The organism is Salmonella sp. A7 (genome assembly GCF_020181675.1).
GTDB lineage: Bacteria > Pseudomonadota > Gammaproteobacteria > Enterobacterales > Enterobacteriaceae > Salmonella > Salmonella enterica.
In genome coordinates, this window is record NZ_CP084001.1 from 771,178 (window position 1) to 790,155 (window position 18,978).

Sequence of the window (18,978 nt, forward strand, 5' to 3'; positions counted from 1 at the left end):
AACGGCTTTAATACCCCTGTTCAAAATAGCTTTCGAGGATAATCACGGCGGAGGCCGAGTCCACTTTGCCTTTGTTCAGTGCGCGATACCCACCTCGTTCAAACAGACCGGAGCGTGCTTCAACGGTGCTGAGTCGTTCATCGTGCAGCGTGACAGTTACCCCGAAACGCCCATGAATACGGTTGGCGAATTTACGTGCGCGCGCCGTCAGCGGTTGTTCAGTGCCATCCATATTGAGCGGTAGCCCGACAATAATTTCGTCCGGCTGCCACTCTTTCAGCAAACGTTCAATGAGCGTCCAGTCGGGCGTGCCGTCCTGTGCTTTGATTGCCGGAAGCGGACGGGCGGTGCCGGTAATGCGTTGTCCTATTGCAACGCCGATGCTTTTTGTGCCGAAGTCAAAGGCCAGTAAGGTGCCGCTCATCAGGCGTGCCCCGCAACGCCAGGCATGGTCAGAATATCAATGCCAATAAGTTTTGCCGCTTCGCGCCAGCGCTCGGCAATGGGCGTTTTGAACAAAATATTGAGATCGGCGGGCGCGGTAAGCCAGGCGTTATCAAGCAACTCTTGTTCAAGCTGGCCTTTATCCCAGGAGGCGTAGCCCAGCGCGACCAGTACATCGGAAGGCTGTTGTTGGGTACCTAACGTTTCCAGCACATCGCGGGAGGTGGTAATCACGGTATTGTCTGAGATACGAATGCTGGAGGTGAAACGTGACGGCGGAGTATGGAGAATAAATCCGCGATCTTCCGCCAGCGGGCCGCCGAGCATCACGGCTTTATCAAGACGAATTGACGAATCGCGCGGTTCCGGCGTAATTTTTAGTTTTTCCAGAATCCCTTCAATTTGCAGATTTTCCAAAGGCTTATTAACAATAATCCCCATAGCGCCGTCCTGGTTGTGCTCGCAAATATACACCACGGAACGGCGGAAAATCGGGTCCTGGAGCGCAGGCATGGCAATAAGAAAGTGATGCTGTAAATTCATTGTCAGAGGTTCTGTTTCCTGGTTCAAAAAAACGACAGCGTTCAGTATGTGGGGAAAGCGGACGGTTGTCACTCATATAAGCCGTCTTTTGCCAAAGGACGGCTGCCTTATCGGGCAATAGATTGCCGGATGGCGATGCTGATGCGCCGCCTTATCCGACCGGGGCGGCGTGATTGCTCAGGCCCGGTAATCGCACGCCACCGGGCAATAAACCTTTACTTCGCCAGACGCGCTTCGATGGCGTCCATCAACATCCCGGTGATAGAGATCGGATATTCCGCTTCAATTTCACGCACGCAGGTTGGGCTGGTCACGTTAATTTCCGTTAAGCGGTCGCCGATAATATCCAGACCGACGAAAATAAGCCCTTTGGCTTTAAGCGTCGGCCCAACGCGGCGGGCGATTTCCCAGTCGCTTTCGCTCAACGGACGGGGTTCGCCGCGACCACCAGCCGCCAGGTTGCCGCGGGTTTCGCCGCCCTGCGGAATACGCGCCAGGCAGTAAGGCACCGGCTCGCCGTCGACGACCAGTACGCGCTTATCGCCATCTTTGATCGCGGGCAAATAGTTCTGCGCCATGCAGTAGCGGTTGCCCAGCTCGGTCAGCGTTTCGGCAATAACGCCTAGGTTAGGATCGCCTTCCTTAACGCGGAAAATGGACGCGCCGCCCATACCGTCCAGCGGTTTCATAATGATATCGCCGTGCTTTTCCCAAAACGCTTTGAGCTGCGCTTTATTGCGCGTTACCAGCGTTTCCGGGGTCAGGTCGGAAAACCAGGCGGTATACAGTTTTTCATTACAGTCGCGCAGGCTTTGCGGTTTGTTGACGATAAGCGTCCCTTCCTCTTCAGCGCGTTCCAGAATATAGGTCGCATAAATAAACTCGGTATCAAACGGCGGATCTTTGCGCATCAAAATGACGTCCAGATCGGCGAGTTTAATCTCCTGCTCGCTGTCGAACTCGTACCATTTATCGTAATTTTGCTCCACGCTCAACGTTCGCGTGCGGGCGCGGGCTTCGCCGTTAATCAGATAAAGGTCAGCCATCTCCATATAATGAAGTTCATAACCACGACGTTGGGCTTCCAGCAGCATAGCGAAACTGGTGTCTTTCTTGATGTTGATGTGTGCGATGGGGTCCATCACGATGCCGAGCTTGATCATTATTTTCTCCGTTAACGCTTCATCCTAAGTCGCCAAAACGCACCTGTAGCGCAGTAATGGCGGTGAGCGCGGTTGTCTCAGTACGCAGAACGCGAGGTCCTAACAGAATATCAGTAAACTGATAGCGCGCGGTCATCGCGATTTCGTCCGCCGACAGCCCGCCTTCCGGGCCGATCAGCAGTCGGACGCGTTCAACCGGCAGCGGCAGAGTGTTGATGCTGGCATGGGCGCGCGGATGAAGATTGAGCTTCAGCCCGGAATCTTGCTCGGCGCACCAGGCCTCCAGCGCCATCGGCGGGCGAATTTCCGGCACCCGGTTACGCCCGCATTGTTCGCAGGCGGCGATGGCGATCTTTTGCCACTGCTGGCGCTTTTTGTTCAGACGTTCATTATCCAGTTTAACGCCGCAGCGCTCAGAGAACAGTGGCGTAATGAGGCTTACACCCAGTTCGATCGATTTCTGGATAGTAAATTCCATTTTTTCACCGCGCGACATCACCTGGCCCAGATGGATATGCAGCGGCGATTCACGATCGTCGATTTCGCCTTTCATCACTTGCACTTCAACGCTTTTCTTACTGGCGCTAATGATTTCAGCATCGAATACCTGATTACTGCCGTCAAACAGCTGTAACGCTTGTCCCGGTCCCATGCGCAGTACACGACCAATATGGTTGGCCGCATCTTCGCATAACGAAATCTGCGTACCGGACGTCAACAATTCAGGGTGATAAATGCGGGGAATACGCATAATAAAAAAATCCGCGTCATGGCCCCGGCGTTTGGCTATCCAGGGCATGGGTTAACAAGAATCCCGCTAGTGTAGGTTAGCTCTTTCGCGCCTGGCAAGCGCGTTGCACATAGGGATTATGATTACCCTGGACCTTCGCGATACGCGCATCGCGCTCGCATTCCCAGGCGGTAACGGGGTACTGCTTATCCCAGACGTTAAAAAGCTGCGTTTGTTGGCGGGAAAGTTTCAGTTGGTATTGGTCGCGCATATAAAAATAAGTGCGGGCGATTGCGCCACGGGCGCGGGCGGGCGGCTCGGCGATTTTCGCTTTAAAATCCACTTTCATGGCGCATTGCCCGTACTGGCCTTCGCCGCCGTTCCACTGGCTATACATAAAGTTGCCGCGATCGCCATTCACTTCGCCAATGGCGGGCTGCAGGTTATGCATATCGCTTTCCATTTTGCGGTAGACCGGATCTTTAGCGCAGTTTTTTCGCCCGCCGTCCTGCCAGCACTGGCGCTGATGACCGAATTGCCAGGCGGGGACAACGTGCTCCCACTCAATGCGTCTGGCGCGATTCTCGTTTTTACGCACCTTATAGCCGCAGGACTCCAGGTCTACGACGCCTTTTTTACCCTGCCAGCGGATTTGGCACCCGCAGTAAAAGCTGCCGGGCGCGTCAGCATTGACTTTGACGCTCGCCGCTTTGGCCTGAGAAAAATTGTTAATGCCATCGGCCAGGGCCTGGCCTGAAAACGCTGCGGCCAGCAACGCAGCGGCAAAAGAAAAATTACGGTACATTGCACACTCCATAGCAAAACGAGCCCGCAACGTAACGAAAGTTGTGTCTGTATGCAATCAGTCCGCTCAGGAAAGTTCCCGGACGTTTCGGGAACTACCCGGCGACCAGTGGTTCGCCGCAGTGAACGCAACGATAAACCGCTTCGCCGCGTACTACCCGATTATGACGGCGGACGGTGAGTTGATGTTGCTGGCATTGGCAATGGTAGGGAAAGGTATTGCGCCGTACGGATTGCAGCGCAAATTGATGAGTACGTCTGGCCGGAACGCCCAGCACGCTTTCCATCATCCACTTCCATTCCTTGCCATGCGGAGCCTTGCGTCCGAAGTGCTTCCACACCAACAGATGCGCCAGTTCATGCGGCACGACCTCTGCTATAAAGGTGTCGATGTTTTCCAGCAGTAACACCGGGTTGAGGCGGATTTCGTAGCTCTCCAGCCAGGCGGTGCCCGCCGAGGTGCCGCGTTGCGTATACACCAGTTTCGGCTCCGGATAATGTCTATCGAGCTTGAGGTTCGCCTGGGCGAGATTTTCCCGCAGACGACGCATCACGGCCTGCTGGATAGCGATAGGGAGACGAGGGGTTTTCATAGCGGCAGAGAATAGTGCGACGGAAGAGGGACTGCAAGAAAAACGCTTCCTCCTGTGGCAGGAGGAAGCGTGGAGGGATTAGTCGTGGGCGCCGATTTCGCGCAGTTTACGACCTTTCATCAGGTTACGTTCAATGTGTTCCAGCGAAACGTGTTTGGTTTCCGGCACCAGCCACAGGGTCAGCAGGATAAACAGCACGTTCAGGCCAGCGTAGACCCAGAAGGTGTTGGCGTTACCCAGATTGTTCAGCATGGTCAGGAACGTTGCGCCGACGATCATATTGGCGATCCAGTTGGTCGCGGTGGAGCAGGTGATGCCGAAATCGCGGCCTTTCAGCGGTTGGATTTCGGAGCACAGTACCCAAATCAGCGGACCAGCGCTCATCGCAAATCCAATGATGAACATCAGCAGCATAGCGATAGCGAAGTATTGCGCAGACGGCGAATGGATGCCGATGTGCATCATCGTACCCAGAATCCCCATACCAATCGCCATGACCAGGAAGCCCAGCGTCAGGGTAGGTTTGCGACCCCAGCGGTCAACCAGGCCGATAGCGATGAAGGTTGCCAGGACGTTAGTCAGACCAACAATAACGGTGCCCCACATCTGCTCCGTGGTATTTGTGTACCCCGCCAGCTCGAAGATTTTCGGCGCGTAATACATGATGACGTTCATCCCGGTAAATTGCTGCATTACCTGCAACAAAATGCCAAGAAACACGGCGCGGCGGAAGTTGCTGTTCTCTTTGAACAGCGCCCAACCGCTCTGTTTAACCTGCAAACTTTCGCGAATTTCATCAAGCTCACGTTTTGCTTCCGCACTGGTGTCACGCAGGCGCAACAGGACGCGTTCAGCATCATGGAAGCGGCGTTTCGCCGCAAACCAGCGCGGGCTGTCCGGCAGGAAGAAGACGCCGATCAGCAGCAGAATGGCTGGGATGATGATCACGCCGAGCATCCAGCGCCATGCGCCGCTGTAGCTGAACGCGGTATCGGACAGATAAGCGCCCAGAATCCCGATGGTGATCATGAGTTGGTACATTGAGATCATACTGCCGCGAATTTTTTCCGGCGCGATCTCGGACAGGTACAACGGTGCGGTGTAGGAAGCGACGCCGACGGCCAGACCCAGCAGCACGCGAGAAATAATCAGGACTTCAACGTTAGGCGCCGCAGCGGAGAACAGCGAACCGGCGACGAACAGGATAGCGCCGATCATCAGGCTTTTTTTACGACCCAGCTTAAAGGAGAGCCAGCCGCTGCCGACAGCGCCGACGGCCGCGCCAAACATCATGGAGCTGACCACCCATTCCTGAGTGTGTGCGGTAATCTGAAACTCGTCGGTAATGAAGGGTAAAGCACCGGCGATAACGCCGATATCCAGGCCAAAAAGTAATCCTGCCAGGGCTGCAAGAAAGCAGACAAAAAATGTCATGGCCTTGTTGGAACGCCCTTGTTTTTTATTGTCAGGCATTATGCCCTCCGGTTGGGTTAGCAATTTTATCGATGTTAAGAGTAGGTGAGTACGCCGTAAAAAGATGTGAGGCTAATCACAATGGTGTAATCGTTTACACTACTATTTATCTCGGTGATTATTTAATTATCTGAAAAATAATAGTTTTAATAATCTTATAACCATATCAATCGCCTGGTATTCAGACAAAGTTGAAAAATTATGTAATATTTTCATCGCAGAATTAGCATACCGATAGTGATGCGGTCAGTTCTTAATGAAAATGAATGTAACCGCTTTCATGATGACTGAAACTGAATGATAAAAAGTGTAGTCGAAGAAACGAAAGGGGAGAGTGGATTGTGCTGCGCATCACAAAAAGGTCAGTATAAATACACGCTGGAACATCTGATAACGTTGCGTGTATCAGCAATGATAAAGGCCAGCAGGGCGCTGGCCTTGATAAGTACGGTATGGTTTACCTGACTGAAAAACAGCGTCAGGCGCGGGCGATTATTTCAGACCGGCAGCATCGCGCAGCAGTTGCGCTTTGTCGGTTTTTTCCCATGGGAAGTTTTCGCGACCGAAGTGGCCGTAAGCCGCAGTTTCTTTGTAGATCGGGTGCAGCAGATCCAGCATCTGAATCAAGCCGTACGGGCGCAGGTCGAAGAATTCGCGCACCAGCAGAATCAACTGTTCAGCAGGCACTTTTTCAGTACCGAACGTTTCCACCATGATGGACGTCGGCTCCGCTACGCCGATAGCGTAGGAGACCTGGATTTCACAGCGATCCGCCAGACCTGCCGCCACGATGTTTTTCGCGACATAACGCGCAGCGTAAGCTGCAGAACGGTCAACTTTAGACGGATCTTTACCGGAGAAGGCGCCGCCGCCGTGACGCGCCATACCGCCGTAGGTATCAACGATGATCTTACGACCGGTCAGACCACAATCGCCCATCGGGCCGCCGATAACAAAACGCCCGGTTGGGTTGATAAAAAACTTAGTGGACGTATTTAACCATTCAGACGGCAGAATGGGTTTGATGATCTCTTCCATCACCGCTTCTTGCAGCGATTTTTGGTCGATATCTTCTGCGTGCTGCGTAGAGAGAACCACGGCGTCGATACCGACGATTTTGCCGTCGTCATACTGGAAAGTGACCTGGCTTTTTGCATCCGGACGCAACCATGGCAGGGTGCCATTTTTACGCACTTCAGCCTGACGCTGTACCAGACGGTGCGCGTAGGTGATTGGCGCAGGCATCAGTACGTCGGTTTCATTTGTCGCGTAGCCAAACATCAGGCCCTGGTCGCCCGCGCCTTGTTCCAGCGGGTCTGCGCGGTCAACGCCCTGGTTGATATCCGGAGACTGTTTGCCAATTGCGCTCAGTACCGCGCAAGAGTTGGCGTCAAAGCCCATGTCGGAATGCACATAGCCAATTTCGCGCACCGTATTACGGGTAATCTCTTCGATATCGACCCAGGCGCTGGTGGTGATCTCACCGCCAACTAAAACCATGCCGGTTTTAACGTAGGTTTCACAGGCGACGCGTGCTTTCGGATCCTGTTGCAGGATAGCATCCAACACGGCATCAGAGATTTGGTCTGCGATTTTGTCAGGATGCCCTTCTGATACGGACTCAGACGTAAAAAGGTGTTTTGCCATATTTAATTTCACCTAAGGAGAATTTAGTTAGCTCAAACTGTTGTGCGGAATAGTCATGACAGAAGATTCTACCATGAGTCTGAAGGTTACTGACACTGGCAGTCTGAGTGTTAATCAGTATGGATGGATTAACATCTGGACGGCTATTTTAGGTCACTTCTTCGCCCAATTTCCAGCTTTTTTTGAAGGCCGTCGCAATGTCGGTCAAAATCAGGCGGTAAACGTTTCTGATAATGCTGACATTATGCGCATTTATGCTTTGCTTTTTTTCTGCGTTCTGGGTATAAAACGCGACGCGCGGCTCATACAAAAGCACACGACGTTTTCTTCGTGTCGCCACTTCCAGCCGGGTTAAAACGTTGCTTTGGCTTGTGGGTTCGTCTTACGAGGCGGCCGTGGAGGTGATACGAGATAATGAACCGTTGTATTCTGCTGAATCTGTCGCATCGTTCTGGTGCGCGCATGTCCCCCGCAATCTGCATCTCTGCTTTGCATACCTGCCGATGTTATACCCATCTCGGCGCTTCTCAGGATTCCAGAGCCGGCAATGGCGCTGAAGACTGAACAAGGGCGCTCTTGTTAACGCAAGAGTTTTCTCGTGGTTTCGCCGAACCGTTATCTGTGAGTTCGGTTACGTGTTTACAATGATATGAAAAAGAAACCGGTCGCGCAGGCGGAGCATCAGCGCTATCTGCTGGAAAATCCGCTTGTCTATGGGTTGTTATCGCGTCTTCGGATTGCGATAGTAGTCAACTGTTTTACACTTGCTAATAAAAATTGAGGTTCGCTATGTCTGACGACATGTCTATGGGTTCGCCTTCGTCAGCAGGCGAACAGGGTGTACTACGCTCCATGCAGGAGGTTGCAATGAGCTCCCAGGAAGCCAGCAAGATGCTGCGCACTTACAATATTGCCTGGTGGGGCAATAACTACTACGACGTCAACGAGCTGGGCCATATTAGCGTATGCCCCGATCCCGACGTACCGGAAGCGCGTGTCGATCTTGCCAAACTGGTGAAAGCGCGCGAAGCGCAAGGTCAGCGTCTGCCGGCGCTGTTTTGCTTCCCGCAGATCCTGCAACACCGTTTGCGTTCAATTAACGCGGCGTTTAAGCGTGCGCGTGAATCTTACGGTTATAACGGCGACTACTTCCTCGTTTACCCGATTAAGGTCAATCAGCATCGCCGCGTGATCGAGTCCCTTATCCATTCCGGTGAACCGTTGGGGCTGGAAGCGGGGTCAAAAGCGGAATTGATGGCGGTGCTGGCGCATGCCGGCATGACCCGTAGCGTGATCGTCTGTAATGGTTATAAAGACCGTGAATACATTCGGCTGGCGCTGATTGGCGAGAAGATGGGCCATAAGGTTTATCTGGTCATCGAAAAGATGTCTGAAATCGCGATTGTGCTGGAAGAAGCCGAGCGCCTGAACGTGGTTCCTCGCCTGGGCGTGCGTGCGCGTCTGGCCTCTCAGGGATCCGGTAAGTGGCAATCTTCCGGCGGCGAAAAATCAAAATTCGGCCTGGCGGCGACCCAGGTGCTGCAACTGGTGGAGACCCTGCGTGACGCCGGGCGTCTGGACAGTCTGCAACTGTTGCACTTCCACCTGGGATCGCAGATGGCGAACATTCGCGATATCGCGACCGGCGTGCGCGAGTCCGCGCGTTTCTATGTTGAGCTGCATAAGCTGGGCGTGAATATCCAGTGCTTCGACGTGGGCGGCGGTCTGGGCGTGGATTATGAAGGTACCCGCTCGCAGTCCGACTGTTCGGTGAACTATGGCCTGAACGAATATGCCAATAACATCATCTGGGCGATTGGCGATGCCTGCGAAGAGCATGGTTTACCGCATCCGACGGTGATTACCGAGTCTGGCCGCGCCGTCACTGCGCACCATACGGTACTGGTCTCTAACATTATCGGCGTGGAGCGTAACGAATACACGGATCCGACTGCCCCTGCTGAAGATGCGCCGCGCGCGCTGCAAAATCTCTGGGAAACCTGGCAGGAGATGCATAAGCCAGGCACTCGCCGCTCGCTGCGTGAATGGCTGCATGATAGCCAAATGGATCTGCACGATATTCATATCGGCTACTCTTCCGGCGCGTTTAGTTTGCAGGAGCGCGCCTGGGCGGAGCAACTTTATCTCAGCATGTGCCATGAAGTGCAGAAGCAACTGGACCCGCAAAACCGTGCGCATCGTCCGATTATCGACGAACTGCAAGAGCGGATGGCGGACAAAATGTACGTCAACTTCTCGCTGTTCCAGTCAATGCCGGACGCGTGGGGAATCGATCAGCTCTTCCCGGTACTGCCGCTGGAAGGGTTAGATCAGGTACCGGAACGTCGTGCCGTGCTGCTGGATATTACTTGTGATTCCGATGGCGCTATTGACCACTATATCGATGGCGACGGTATCGCCACGACGATGCCGATGCCGGAATACGATCCAGAGAATCCGCCGATGCTCGGCTTCTTTATGGTCGGCGCTTATCAGGAGATCCTCGGTAACATGCACAACCTGTTTGGCGATACTGAAGCGGTTGATGTGTTTGTTTTCCCGGATGGTAGCGTCGAGGTTGAGCTGTCGGACGAAGGCGATACCGTTGCGGATATGCTGCAATATGTGCAACTGGATCCGAAAACGCTGTTAACGCATTTCCGCGACCAGGTAAAACAGACGGATCTGGACGATGCGTTGCAGCAGCAGTTCCTTGAGGAATTTGAAGCGGGACTGTACGGTTATACTTATCTTGAAGATGAGTAGCCGTTGATGCCCGGTGGCGCTGCGCTTACCGGGCCTACGAATGCAGGCTGGATAAGGTAAAGCCGCCACCCGGCAGAATGCTATACTCACTTGAACCCGTATGAATTAACGGCGATAATTCGCCGCAATAGCGATTTACAAATCAATCCCTTCCTCGTCGGGTTTAACGACGCGGAGGGGATTTTTTTTCATCTGTTTTAATGCAACGACTCTAAAAGAGGTCAGGACATGAGCACCTTAGGTCATCAGTACGATAACTCACTGGTTTCTAATGCGTTTGGTTTTTTACGTCTGCCAATGAACTTCCAGCCGTATGACAGCGATGCCGACTGGGTGATCACTGGCGTACCGTTTGATATGGCAACGTCCGGTCGCGCTGGCGGTCGTCATGGCCCGGCGGCGATCCGTCAGGTGTCGACCAACCTCGCCTGGGAACATCACCGTTTCCCGTGGAATTTTGACATGCGCGAGCGCCTGAACGTCGTAGACTGCGGCGATTTAGTGTATGCGTTTGGCGATGCCCGTGAAATGAGCGAAAAATTACAGGCGCACGCTGAAAAACTGCTGTCTGCAGGCAAGCGTATGCTCTCTTTCGGCGGCGACCACTTCGTCACGCTGCCGCTGCTGCGCGCCCACGCGAAACATTTTGGCAAAATGGCGCTGGTACATTTTGACGCGCATACCGATACCTACGCTAACGGCTGCGAATTCGATCACGGCACGATGTTCTACACCGCGCCGAAAGAAGGCCTGATCGATCCGCATCATTCGGTACAGATCGGTATTCGCACTGAGTTTGACAAAGACAATGGCTTTACCGTGCTGGATGCCTGCCAGGTCAACGATCGCGGCGTGGATGATATTCTCGCTCAGGTGAAACAGATCGTCGGCGATATGCCGGTCTATCTGACCTTTGATATCGACTGTTTGGACCCGGCGTTTGCGCCTGGCACAGGTACGCCGGTGATCGGTGGTTTGACCTCCGATCGCGCCATTAAGCTGGTACGCGGTCTGAAAGATCTGAACATTGTCGGTATGGATGTAGTGGAAGTCGCGCCGGCTTACGATCATTCAGAGATCACCGCTCTGGCGGCCGCGACGCTGGCATTAGAAATGCTCTATATCCAGGCGGCGAAGAAGGGCGAGTAAGTTGTTTTGCCGGATGGCACTGCGCTTATCCGGCCTACAGCTGATTGATGCTTGTAGGCCAGATAAGGCGTTCACGCCGCCATCCGGCACTGTTCGGGGGTTATTTGATCCCGTCCGCGCTCATACGATCGCGCACATGCTGTGCGCGTGCGGCGGACGCCGGGTGATCGTCGAACATTGAGCTTTGACGACCCGCTTCCAGTTTTGCCAGTTTCTCAAAGCTGGTAGCGAGTCCTGCCGGACTGATACCGCGTTTGCGCAACAGATCGTAAGAATAATCATCCGCTTCGGACTCCTGACGCTGAGAGAACTGCGAGTTCACCAGTTTTTCGCCAAGATCGCCAAGCTGTGATTGCGACAGGCTGCCGACAACTCCTCCTGCCGATGCCGCCGCGACGCGCACGGCGTTAGTGCCCAGCGCGACCTGCATCCCTTTCTTTACATGACCCAGCGCGACATGGCCCATTTCATGGCCGATCACGGCTTCAACTTCGTTGTCGGTCATCATATCCATCAGTCCGCTGTAGACGCGGATACAACCGTTCGCCATGGCAAACGCGTTGACGTCTTTCGTCTCGTAAACCTTATAGTTCACCGGCTGGCCGTTAATGTTATCCCCCAGCGCGGCGGCAATTTTTGTCAGTCGTTTAGCGTATTCGCTGCTCGCCGGCGCGATTTTCGCTTTGCTGTCGAGCTCTTGACAGGATTGATCGCTCAGCGCTTTTACCTGCGCATCGCTTAACGTATAGGCCTGAAAAGCTTCAGCGCCCGAAGAAAGCAGTCCATTAGAGTCCATATTCTGGCAACCGGTCAGCACCGTCGCCATGCCCAAAGCAAGCAGTAAAGCGCGAATTTTCATTTTTCTCTTCCATACGAATTAATATTATTTTGAAATGCGCCCGTTGCAGATGAATTAGCGCCTGGGTTAAGTATAAAGAAAAGCATGGCAGGCAAGTTAGCTAATTGCGCAACATGCGAGCACGATCCGGAGATTTCTGAAGCGGTAAAAGGATGTTCCATGTACATGACGCGCGGCTTGGGGTAAATTGTTGGCAAATTTTCCGGCGTAGCCCAAAACGCGCTGTCGTCAAGTCGTTACGGGCATGGCCTTTCAACATCCGATCTGGAGTCAAAATGTCCTCACGTAAAGAGCTTGCCAATGCTATTCGTGCGCTGAGCATGGACGCAGTACAGAAAGCCAAATCCGGTCACCCGGGTGCCCCGATGGGTATGGCTGACATTGCCGAAGTCCTGTGGCGTGATTTCCTGAACCACAACCCGACCAACCCGTCCTGGGCCGACCGTGACCGCTTTGTGCTGTCCAATGGCCACGGCTCAATGCTGATTTACAGCCTGCTGCACCTCACCGGCTATGACCTGCCGATGTCCGAACTGCAGAATTTCCGTCAGCTACATTCAAAAACCCCTGGTCACCCGGAAGTGGGCTACACCGCTGGTGTTGAAACCACTACTGGCCCGCTGGGTCAGGGTATTGCCAACGCCGTCGGGATGGCGATTGCCGAGAAAACTCTGGCGGCGCAGTTTAACCGTCCTGGCCACGACATCGTTGACCACTTCACCTACGTCTTTATGGGCGACGGCTGCATGATGGAAGGCATTTCTCACGAAGTGTGCTCTCTGGCTGGTACTCTGAAACTGGGCAAACTGATCGCGTTCTATGATGACAACGGTATCTCTATCGACGGTCATGTTGAAGGCTGGTTCACCGATGACACCGCGAAACGTTTTGAAGCCTACGGCTGGCATGTTATCCGTGGCATTGACGGTCATGATGCCGACGCCATTAAACGCGCCACGGAAGAAGCTCGCGCCGTGACTGACAAACCGTCCCTGCTGATGTGCAAAACCATCATCGGTTTCGGTTCGCCGAACAAACAGGGTACCCACGATTCCCACGGCGCGCCGCTGGGCGACGCGGAAATCGCGCTGACCCGCGAACAGTTGGGCTGGAAATACGCGCCGTTCGAAATCCCGTCTGAAATCTACGCCCAGTGGGATGCGAAAGAAGCCGGCCAGGCGAAAGAATCCGCATGGAACGAGAAATTCGCGGCTTATGAGAAAGCCTTCCCGCAGGAAGCTGCTGAATTCACCCGTCGTATGAAAGGCGACATGCCGGCTGACTTCGATGCGAAAGCGAATGAATTCATCGCTAAACTGCAGGCTAACCCGGCGAAAATCGCCAGCCGCAAAGCGTCCCAGAATGCCATCGAAGCCTTCGGTCCGCTGTTGCCGGAATTCCTCGGCGGCTCTGCAGACCTGGCACCGTCTAACCTGACCCTGTGGTCCGGTTCTAAGGCTATCAACGAAGACGCAGCGGGTAACTATATTCACTACGGTGTGCGTGAATTCGGTATGACCGCTATCGCCAACGGTATCGCCCTGCACGGCGGTTTCCTGCCGTACACCTCCACCTTCCTGATGTTCGTCGAATATGCCCGTAACGCAGTGCGTATGGCAGCGCTGATGAAACAACGTCAGGTGATGGTGTACACCCACGACTCCATCGGTCTGGGCGAAGATGGCCCGACGCACCAGCCGGTCGAGCAGGTGGCAAGCCTGCGCGTAACGCCGAACATGTCCACATGGCGTCCGTGTGACCAGGTGGAATCCGCAGTGGCGTGGAAATATGGCGTAGAGCGTCAGGATGGCCCAACCGCGCTGATCCTCTCCCGTCAGAACCTGGCGCAGCAGGAACGTACTGAAGAGCAACTGGCGAATATCGCCCGCGGTGGTTACGTACTGAAAGATTGTGCGGGCCAGCCGCAGATTATCTTCATTGCGACTGGTTCAGAAGTTGAGCTGGCGGTTGCCGCTTACGAAAAACTGACTGCCGAAGGCGTGAAGGTGCGCGTGGTTTCCATGCCGTCCACCGACGCGTTCGACAAACAGGATGCGGCTTACCGTGAATCCGTGCTGCCGAAGGCGGTCTCTGCGCGTGTGGCGATTGAAGCGGGTATCGCTGACTACTGGTTCAAATACGTCGGCCTGAACGGCGCTATTGTCGGGATGACCACCTTCGGTGAATCCGCCCCGGCAGAGCTGCTGTTTGAAGAGTTTGGCTTCACGGTGGACAACGTGATCGCCAAAGCGAAAGCGCTGCTGTAATCCTTAATACGGCATGAAACGGGTCGCTTCGGCGACCCGTTTTTTTAGATACATTTATTTTATTGCTAACAAGGCTTTATTTGTGATTTTTATCACAATTTTGATATTTTATTATTTATTGAATTTGCAATTAACATCACAAAATGAAGCTTGCTTTTTATTTTTATAATTATAACAGGTTGTTTTATAGATAAATTATAATCATGTCATTTTAAGCGCTCGCTTTTTCGCCTGGATTGATTTCATTTTGCCGCCCGCGTATTTTATTTTTAACGACAAGTTGTACCCTAAAAATAAAATAAGGATAGTTTATGCGGTTAATAGATTATTTTCCTGAAGCATCTATTACAATAAGGCCATTGGCACAAAATTGGCAGGAAGCTGTTGATTTTTCCATGTCATCTCTTTTGGCTAATCGTTATATAAATGAAAATTATATTCAGGCTATCAAAGATTCAACAATCAGTAATGGTCCTTACTATATTCTGGCACCTGGTGTCGCGATGCCTCATGCTCGCCCCGAATGCGGCGCGTTAAAAACCGGGATGTCATTAACATTGCTCAGGCAGGATGTGCAGTTTACCGACGAGGATGACGGCATAAAATTATTAATCGGCCTGTCAGCAGCAGATTCAGATTCACATATTGGCGCTATTCAGGCGTTAAGCGAACTATTATGTGAAGAGGATGTTTTAGCGGCGTTATTAGCTGCGAAATCAGAAAAAGAGCTGGCGGATATTATAGTTCGCGCATAATTATTCTCTCCTTTACAGGATATTAATATGGAACACAAGTCTGCTCGTGCAAAGGTCCAGGCTTTTGGGGGATTTTTGACCGCGATGGTCATTCCCAATATCGGCGCTTTTATTGCCTGGGGTTTTATCACTGCATTATTTATTCCAACCGGGTGGATGCCAAATGAGCATTTCGCCAAAATTGTCGGCCCGATGATTACTTATTTACTGCCGGTGATGATTGGTTCTACCGGTGGACATCTGGTCGGTGGAAAGCGTGGCGCCGTGATGGGGGGAATTGGCACCATTGGCGTTATCATCGGCGCTGATATCCCCATGTTTCTTGGCTCAATGATTATGGGGCCTCTCGGCGGTCTGGTCATTAAATATATTGATCGGTTGCTGGAAAAGCGGATTCCCGCCGGTTTTGAGATGGTGATTAATAACTTCTCGCTGGGTATCGCCGGGATGATTTTGTGCCTGCTGGGTTTTGAAGTGATTGGTCCGGCGGTACTTATTGCCAATAACTTTGTGAAGGAGTGTATTGAATCATTGGTACATGCGGGCTATCTGCCGCTGCTGTCTTTAATCAATGAACCGGCAAAAATCCTCTTTTTGAACAATGCCATCGATCAGGGCGTTTATTATCCGTTGGGAATGCAACAGGCGTCGGAAACCGGAAAGTCCATTTTCTTTATGGTGGCCTCTAACCCGGGGCCTGGCTTAGGTTTGCTGCTTGCCTTTACGCTATTCGGCAAAGGAATGGCAAAGAAATCTGCGCCTGGCGCCATGATTATCCATTTCCTCGGGGGGATTCATGAGCTCTATTTCCCCTATGTGCTGATGAAGCCATTAACACTCATCGCCATGATTGCCGGCGGGATGAGCGGAACATGGGTGTTTAACCTGTTGGATGGCGGCCTGGTTGCAGGGCCAAGCCCGGGGTCAATTTTCGCTTACCTGGCGCTGACGCCGAAAGGTTCTTTCCTTGCTACGATTGCTGGCGTAACGGCGGGAACGGCAGTGACCTTTATTATCACCGCTTTCATTTTGAAAATGGAAAAAAGTAGCGAAGCCGACAGCGAAGATACTTTTAGTGATTCCGCTAAAGCGGTGAAAGCCATGAAGCAAGAAGGCAAATTTTCATATCGCGACGTGAAACGTATCGCCTTTGTCTGCGATGCGGGGATGGGCTCCAGCGCAATGGGCGCCACAACGTTCCGCCGACGTCTGGAAAAGGCGGGCCTGACTATCGACGTTAAACATTACGCTATCGAAAATGTACCGGATGATGCCGATATTATCGTTACCCACGCCAGCCTTGAAGGACGTGTTAAGCGAGTCAGCGATAAGCCCTTAATACTTATTAAAAACTATATTGGCGATCCGTGCCTTGATGATTTATTTAACCATTTGACATCGAATTAATATTTCAGGTTTCTGGAGTAAATATGAAAACGAAAGTAGCTGCTATATATGGCAAGCGGGATGTCCGTATCCGTGAGTTTGAATTACCCGACATTACGGAGAATGAACTGCTCGTAAGCGTAATTTCCGACAGCGTATGTCTCTCTACCTGGAAAGCCGCTTTATTAGGCAGTGAACATAAACGAGTGCCAGATGATCTGGAAAATCATCCAGTCATTACGGGGCATGAATGTGCTGGAATTATCGTCGAAGTAGGAAAAAATCTGACTGATAAATATAAAAAAGGACAGCGTTTTGTTTTACAACCGGCGATGGGCCTGCCGAGCGGTTATTCTGCTGGCTACAGTTACGAATATTTTGGCGGTAACGCCACGTACATGATAATCCCGGAAGTAGCGATTAATTTGGGCTGTGTTTTACCGTATCACGGCTCATATTTTGCCGCGGCATCGCTGGCGGAACCGATGTGCTGCATTATTGGCGCTTATAACGCCAATTACCATACAACACCTTATGTTTATGAACATCGGATGGGAGTCAAACCCGGCGGTAATATCGCGCTCCTGGCCTGTGCCGGACCGATGGGCATTGGCGCGATTGATTATGCCATTAACGGCGGGATCCAGCCGGCGCGAGTTGTGGTGGTAGATATCGATGAAGCCCGCCTGGCGCAGGCGAAAAAACTGCTGCCGGTCAAACAGGCCGCCGAGAAAGGCATTGAGCTTATCTATGTGAATACCGCGGGCATGGCTGATCCTGCTGCGCAACTTCGGACATTAACCGATGGCGCAGGATTTGATGATGTCTTTGTTTATGCCGCCGTTCCGTCCGTCGTTGAAATGGCTGACGATCTTCTCGCCGAAGACGGTTGCCTGAATTTCTTTGCCGGGCCGACAGATAGCCAGTTCAAGGTACCGTTTAATTTCTACAATGTGCATTACAACAGTACCCATGTCGTAGGGACATCCGGCGGCTCCACGGAGGATATGAAAGAGGCTATTACGTTAAGCGCAACAGGACAGCTTCAGCCTTCATTCATGGTGACGCATATTGGTGGGCTGGATGCAGTACCGGACACCGTACTCAACCTGCCGGATATTCCCGGCGGTAAGAAGCTTATCTATAACGGCGTCACCATGCCGCTGACGGCGATTACTGATTTCGCCGAAAAAGGAAAAACGGATCCGTTGTTCAGGGAGCTGGCGCGTCTGGTTGAAGAGACGCACGGCATCTGGAACGAAAAAGCGGAAAGATACCTGCTGGCGCAATTTGGCGTGGATATCGGGGAGGCGGCATGATGTCTCTGGCATGGCCGCTATTTCGCATTACGGAGCAGGCAGCACTGGCTGCCTGGCCGCAAACGGGATGCGGCGATAAGAACAGAATTGATGGGCTGGCTGTTACCGCGATGCGACAGGCATTGAATGATATCGCCATCCGTGGGCGGATCGTCATCGGCGAGGGGGAGATCGATCATGCGCCCATGTTATGGATTGGCGAGGAGGTGGGTAACGGCGAGGGGCCGGAGGTGGATATCGCCGTCGATCCTATAGAAGGCACCCGAATGGTCGCCATGGGACAAAGTAATGCGCTGGCCGTCATGGCGTTTGCGCCCCGGGGCAGCTTGTTACATGCGCCCGATATGTATATGAAAAAGCTGGTTGTAAATCGGCAGGCGAAAGGCGTGATCAATCTGGCGTTATCGTTAACCGATAATCTGCGAAATGTCGCCAGGGCGCTAAATAAGCCGCTGGAGGATCTGCGTATGGTCACGTTAGATAAACCGCGGCTGAAACCGGCCATTACACAGGCGACGCAACTTGGGGTTAAGGTATTCGCTCTCCCCGATGGTGATGTAGCGGCCAGCGTCCTGACCTGTTTGCAGGATAACCCTTATGATCTGATGTATACCATTGGCGGCGCGCCTGAAGGCGTAATTTCCGCCTGTGCGGTAAAAGCGCTGGGCGGTGATATGCAGGCGGAGCTACTCGACTTTTGTGAAGCGAAAGGGGACAACGCTGACAACCGCCTGGTGGCGCAACAGGAGCGTCAACGCTGCGAAGAAATGGGCGTTGCGGTTAACCGTGTCTACTCCCTTGATGAGCTGGCTGCCGGTAACGACATTCTCTTTAGCGCGACGGGCGTTACGGGCGGCGATCTGGTTAACGGGATCCAACGGGTTGCGAACGGTGTGCGCACGCAAACTTTACTGATTGGTAGCGCAGATCGAACGTGTAATATTATAGACTCTCTGCATTCATGGTGACTTATCCCCGTCATTCTTCACGTTGCAAGTACGTTGGCGACGCGCGTTCACACCAGTCACTTACTCATGTAAGCTCCTGGTGGTTCTCTCTCTTGCCGCTTGTCTGCAACTC

The 18,978-nt window shown here is 52.8% G+C and carries 19 protein-coding genes; 10 read left to right on the forward strand and 9 right to left on the reverse strand.

What is annotated here, in order from left to right:
- Window positions 1-7: 7 nt before the first annotated feature.
- The 8 genes from ruvX to metK form a co-directional block, all read right to left on the reverse strand.
- Window positions 8-424 carry a Holliday junction resolvase RuvX gene (ruvX, locus tag LCS67_RS03700; RefSeq protein ID WP_000017096.1) on the reverse strand — a complete coding sequence of 139 codons (417 nt, stop codon included), beginning with the start codon at window positions 422-424 and terminating at the stop codon, window positions 8-10.
- Window positions 424-987, reverse strand: coding sequence for a YqgE/AlgH family protein (locus LCS67_RS03705; RefSeq protein WP_001053175.1), 564 nt, complete (start codon window positions 985-987; stop codon window positions 424-426). Before LCS67_RS03705 ends, ruvX begins: the two co-directional genes overlap by 1 nt.
- Window positions 988-1,202: 215 nt before the next feature.
- Window positions 1,203-2,150: a glutathione synthase gene (gene gshB / locus LCS67_RS03710; protein WP_023137233.1), complete on the reverse strand. Its 948-nt coding sequence runs from the start codon at window positions 2,148-2,150 to the stop codon at window positions 1,203-1,205.
- A gap of 19 nt (window positions 2,151-2,169) precedes the next feature.
- Window positions 2,170-2,901 carry a 16S rRNA (uracil(1498)-N(3))-methyltransferase gene (gene rsmE, locus LCS67_RS03715; RefSeq protein WP_001222488.1) on the reverse strand — a complete coding sequence of 244 codons (732 nt, stop codon included), beginning with the start codon at window positions 2,899-2,901 and terminating at the stop codon, window positions 2,170-2,172.
- A 76-nt stretch (window positions 2,902-2,977) separates the two neighbouring features.
- Window positions 2,978-3,685, reverse strand: a complete 708-nt coding sequence (gene endA / locus LCS67_RS03720) for a deoxyribonuclease I (RefSeq protein WP_000286123.1) — start codon at window positions 3,683-3,685, stop codon at window positions 2,978-2,980.
- A gap of 94 nt (window positions 3,686-3,779) precedes the next feature.
- Window positions 3,780-4,277: a SprT family zinc-dependent metalloprotease gene (locus tag LCS67_RS03725; protein ID WP_000856775.1), complete on the reverse strand. Its 498-nt coding sequence runs from the start codon at window positions 4,275-4,277 to the stop codon at window positions 3,780-3,782.
- A 78-nt stretch (window positions 4,278-4,355) separates the two neighbouring features.
- On the reverse strand, window positions 4,356-5,750 hold the full coding sequence (galP, locus tag LCS67_RS03730) for a galactose/proton symporter (RefSeq protein WP_001113171.1): 1,395 nt from the start codon (window positions 5,748-5,750) through the stop codon (window positions 4,356-4,358).
- Between the two features lie 492 nt (window positions 5,751-6,242).
- A complete protein-coding gene (gene metK / locus LCS67_RS03735) occupies window positions 6,243-7,397 on the reverse strand; it encodes a methionine adenosyltransferase (protein WP_001062140.1) in 1,155 nt (384 codons plus the stop codon).
- 55 nt (window positions 7,398-7,452) lie between these two features.
- Here metK and LCS67_RS03740 point away from each other — a divergent pair, with 55 nt between their 5' ends.
- The 5 genes from LCS67_RS03740 (at window position 7,453) to speB (ending at window position 11,312) form a co-directional block, all read left to right on the forward strand.
- Window positions 7,453-7,752 (forward strand): hypothetical protein, encoded by a 300-nt coding sequence (locus tag LCS67_RS03740; protein ID WP_001543499.1) that lies wholly within the window; start codon window positions 7,453-7,455, stop codon window positions 7,750-7,752.
- 59 nt (window positions 7,753-7,811) lie between these two features.
- Complete coding sequence (locus tag LCS67_RS22770) at window positions 7,812-7,961, forward strand: hypothetical protein (protein ID WP_001751809.1); 150 nt, start codon at window positions 7,812-7,814, stop codon at window positions 7,959-7,961.
- A gap of 85 nt (window positions 7,962-8,046) precedes the next feature.
- Window positions 8,047-8,178 carry an acid stress response protein YqgB gene (gene yqgB, locus LCS67_RS03750; protein WP_000729109.1) on the forward strand — a complete coding sequence of 44 codons (132 nt, stop codon included), beginning with the start codon at window positions 8,047-8,049 and terminating at the stop codon, window positions 8,176-8,178.
- 8 nt (window positions 8,179-8,186) lie between these two features.
- A complete protein-coding gene (gene speA, locus LCS67_RS03755) occupies window positions 8,187-10,163 on the forward strand; it encodes a biosynthetic arginine decarboxylase (RefSeq protein ID WP_001278580.1) in 1,977 nt (658 codons plus the stop codon).
- Window positions 10,164-10,391: 228 nt separating this feature from the next.
- Window positions 10,392-11,312: an agmatinase gene (gene speB, locus LCS67_RS03760; RefSeq protein ID WP_000105549.1), complete on the forward strand. Its 921-nt coding sequence runs from the start codon at window positions 10,392-10,394 to the stop codon at window positions 11,310-11,312.
- A gap of 100 nt (window positions 11,313-11,412) precedes the next feature.
- Here speB and LCS67_RS03765 read toward each other — a convergent pair whose 3' ends face one another.
- Window positions 11,413-12,171 carry a M48 family metallopeptidase gene (locus LCS67_RS03765; protein ID WP_000701825.1) on the reverse strand — a complete coding sequence of 253 codons (759 nt, stop codon included), beginning with the start codon at window positions 12,169-12,171 and terminating at the stop codon, window positions 11,413-11,415.
- A gap of 275 nt (window positions 12,172-12,446) precedes the next feature.
- Between LCS67_RS03765 and tkt the strand changes: the two genes are divergently transcribed.
- From tkt to glpX, 5 genes are all read left to right on the forward strand, one after another.
- Window positions 12,447-14,438, forward strand: coding sequence for a transketolase (gene tkt / locus LCS67_RS03770; RefSeq protein WP_023136680.1), 1,992 nt, complete (start codon window positions 12,447-12,449; stop codon window positions 14,436-14,438).
- Window positions 14,439-14,749: 311 nt separating this feature from the next.
- Complete coding sequence (gene cmtB, locus LCS67_RS03775; protein WP_042843193.1) at window positions 14,750-15,193, forward strand: PTS mannitol transporter subunit IIA; 444 nt, start codon at window positions 14,750-14,752, stop codon at window positions 15,191-15,193.
- A 27-nt stretch (window positions 15,194-15,220) separates the two neighbouring features.
- Entirely contained in the window at window positions 15,221-16,600 is a 1,380-nt protein-coding gene (locus LCS67_RS03780; protein ID WP_000400411.1) for a PTS mannitol transporter subunit IICB, read from the forward strand.
- Between the two features lie 23 nt (window positions 16,601-16,623).
- Window positions 16,624-17,898, forward strand: coding sequence for a zinc-binding dehydrogenase (locus LCS67_RS03785; protein ID WP_000853171.1), 1,275 nt, complete (start codon window positions 16,624-16,626; stop codon window positions 17,896-17,898).
- Window positions 17,895-18,866, forward strand: coding sequence for a class II fructose-bisphosphatase (glpX, locus tag LCS67_RS03790; RefSeq protein ID WP_001519647.1), 972 nt, complete (start codon window positions 17,895-17,897; stop codon window positions 18,864-18,866). Before LCS67_RS03785 ends, glpX begins: the two co-directional genes overlap by 4 nt.
- Window positions 18,867-18,978 lie beyond the last annotated feature (112 nt).

Excerpts from the sequence above, each read along its gene's own strand:
- ruvX (WP_000017096.1), bottom strand. The coding sequence starts at position 424 with ATGAGCGGCACCTTACTGGCCTTTGACTTCGGCACAAAAAGCATCGGC.
- LCS67_RS03705 (WP_001053175.1), bottom strand. The coding sequence starts at position 987 with ATGAATTTACAGCATCACTTTCTTATTGCCATGCCTGCGCTCCAGGAC.
- gshB (WP_023137233.1), bottom strand. The coding sequence starts at position 2,150 with ATGATCAAGCTCGGCATCGTGATGGACCCCATCGCACACATCAACATC.
- rsmE (WP_001222488.1), bottom strand. The coding sequence starts at position 2,901 with ATGCGTATTCCCCGCATTTATCACCCTGAATTGTTGACGTCCGGTACG.
- endA (WP_000286123.1), bottom strand. The coding sequence starts at position 3,685 with ATGTACCGTAATTTTTCTTTTGCCGCTGCGTTGCTGGCCGCAGCGTTT.
- LCS67_RS03725 (WP_000856775.1), bottom strand. The coding sequence starts at position 4,277 with ATGAAAACCCCTCGTCTCCCTATCGCTATCCAGCAGGCCGTGATGCGT.
- galP (WP_001113171.1), bottom strand. The coding sequence starts at position 5,750 with ATGCCTGACAATAAAAAACAAGGGCGTTCCAACAAGGCCATGACATTT.
- metK (WP_001062140.1), bottom strand. The coding sequence starts at position 7,397 with ATGGCAAAACACCTTTTTACGTCTGAGTCCGTATCAGAAGGGCATCCT.
- LCS67_RS03740 (WP_001543499.1), top strand. The coding sequence starts at position 7,453 with ATGACAGAAGATTCTACCATGAGTCTGAAGGTTACTGACACTGGCAGT.
- LCS67_RS22770 (WP_001751809.1), top strand. The coding sequence starts at position 7,812 with ATGAACCGTTGTATTCTGCTGAATCTGTCGCATCGTTCTGGTGCGCGC.
- yqgB (WP_000729109.1), top strand. The coding sequence starts at position 8,047 with ATGAAAAAGAAACCGGTCGCGCAGGCGGAGCATCAGCGCTATCTGCTG.
- speA (WP_001278580.1), top strand. The coding sequence starts at position 8,187 with ATGTCTGACGACATGTCTATGGGTTCGCCTTCGTCAGCAGGCGAACAG.
- speB (WP_000105549.1), top strand. The coding sequence starts at position 10,392 with ATGAGCACCTTAGGTCATCAGTACGATAACTCACTGGTTTCTAATGCG.
- LCS67_RS03765 (WP_000701825.1), bottom strand. The coding sequence starts at position 12,171 with ATGAAAATTCGCGCTTTACTGCTTGCTTTGGGCATGGCGACGGTGCTG.
- tkt (WP_023136680.1), top strand. The coding sequence starts at position 12,447 with ATGTCCTCACGTAAAGAGCTTGCCAATGCTATTCGTGCGCTGAGCATG.
- cmtB (WP_042843193.1), top strand. The coding sequence starts at position 14,750 with ATGCGGTTAATAGATTATTTTCCTGAAGCATCTATTACAATAAGGCCA.
- LCS67_RS03780 (WP_000400411.1), top strand. The coding sequence starts at position 15,221 with ATGGAACACAAGTCTGCTCGTGCAAAGGTCCAGGCTTTTGGGGGATTT.
- LCS67_RS03785 (WP_000853171.1), top strand. The coding sequence starts at position 16,624 with ATGAAAACGAAAGTAGCTGCTATATATGGCAAGCGGGATGTCCGTATC.
- glpX (WP_001519647.1), top strand. The coding sequence starts at position 17,895 with ATGATGTCTCTGGCATGGCCGCTATTTCGCATTACGGAGCAGGCAGCA.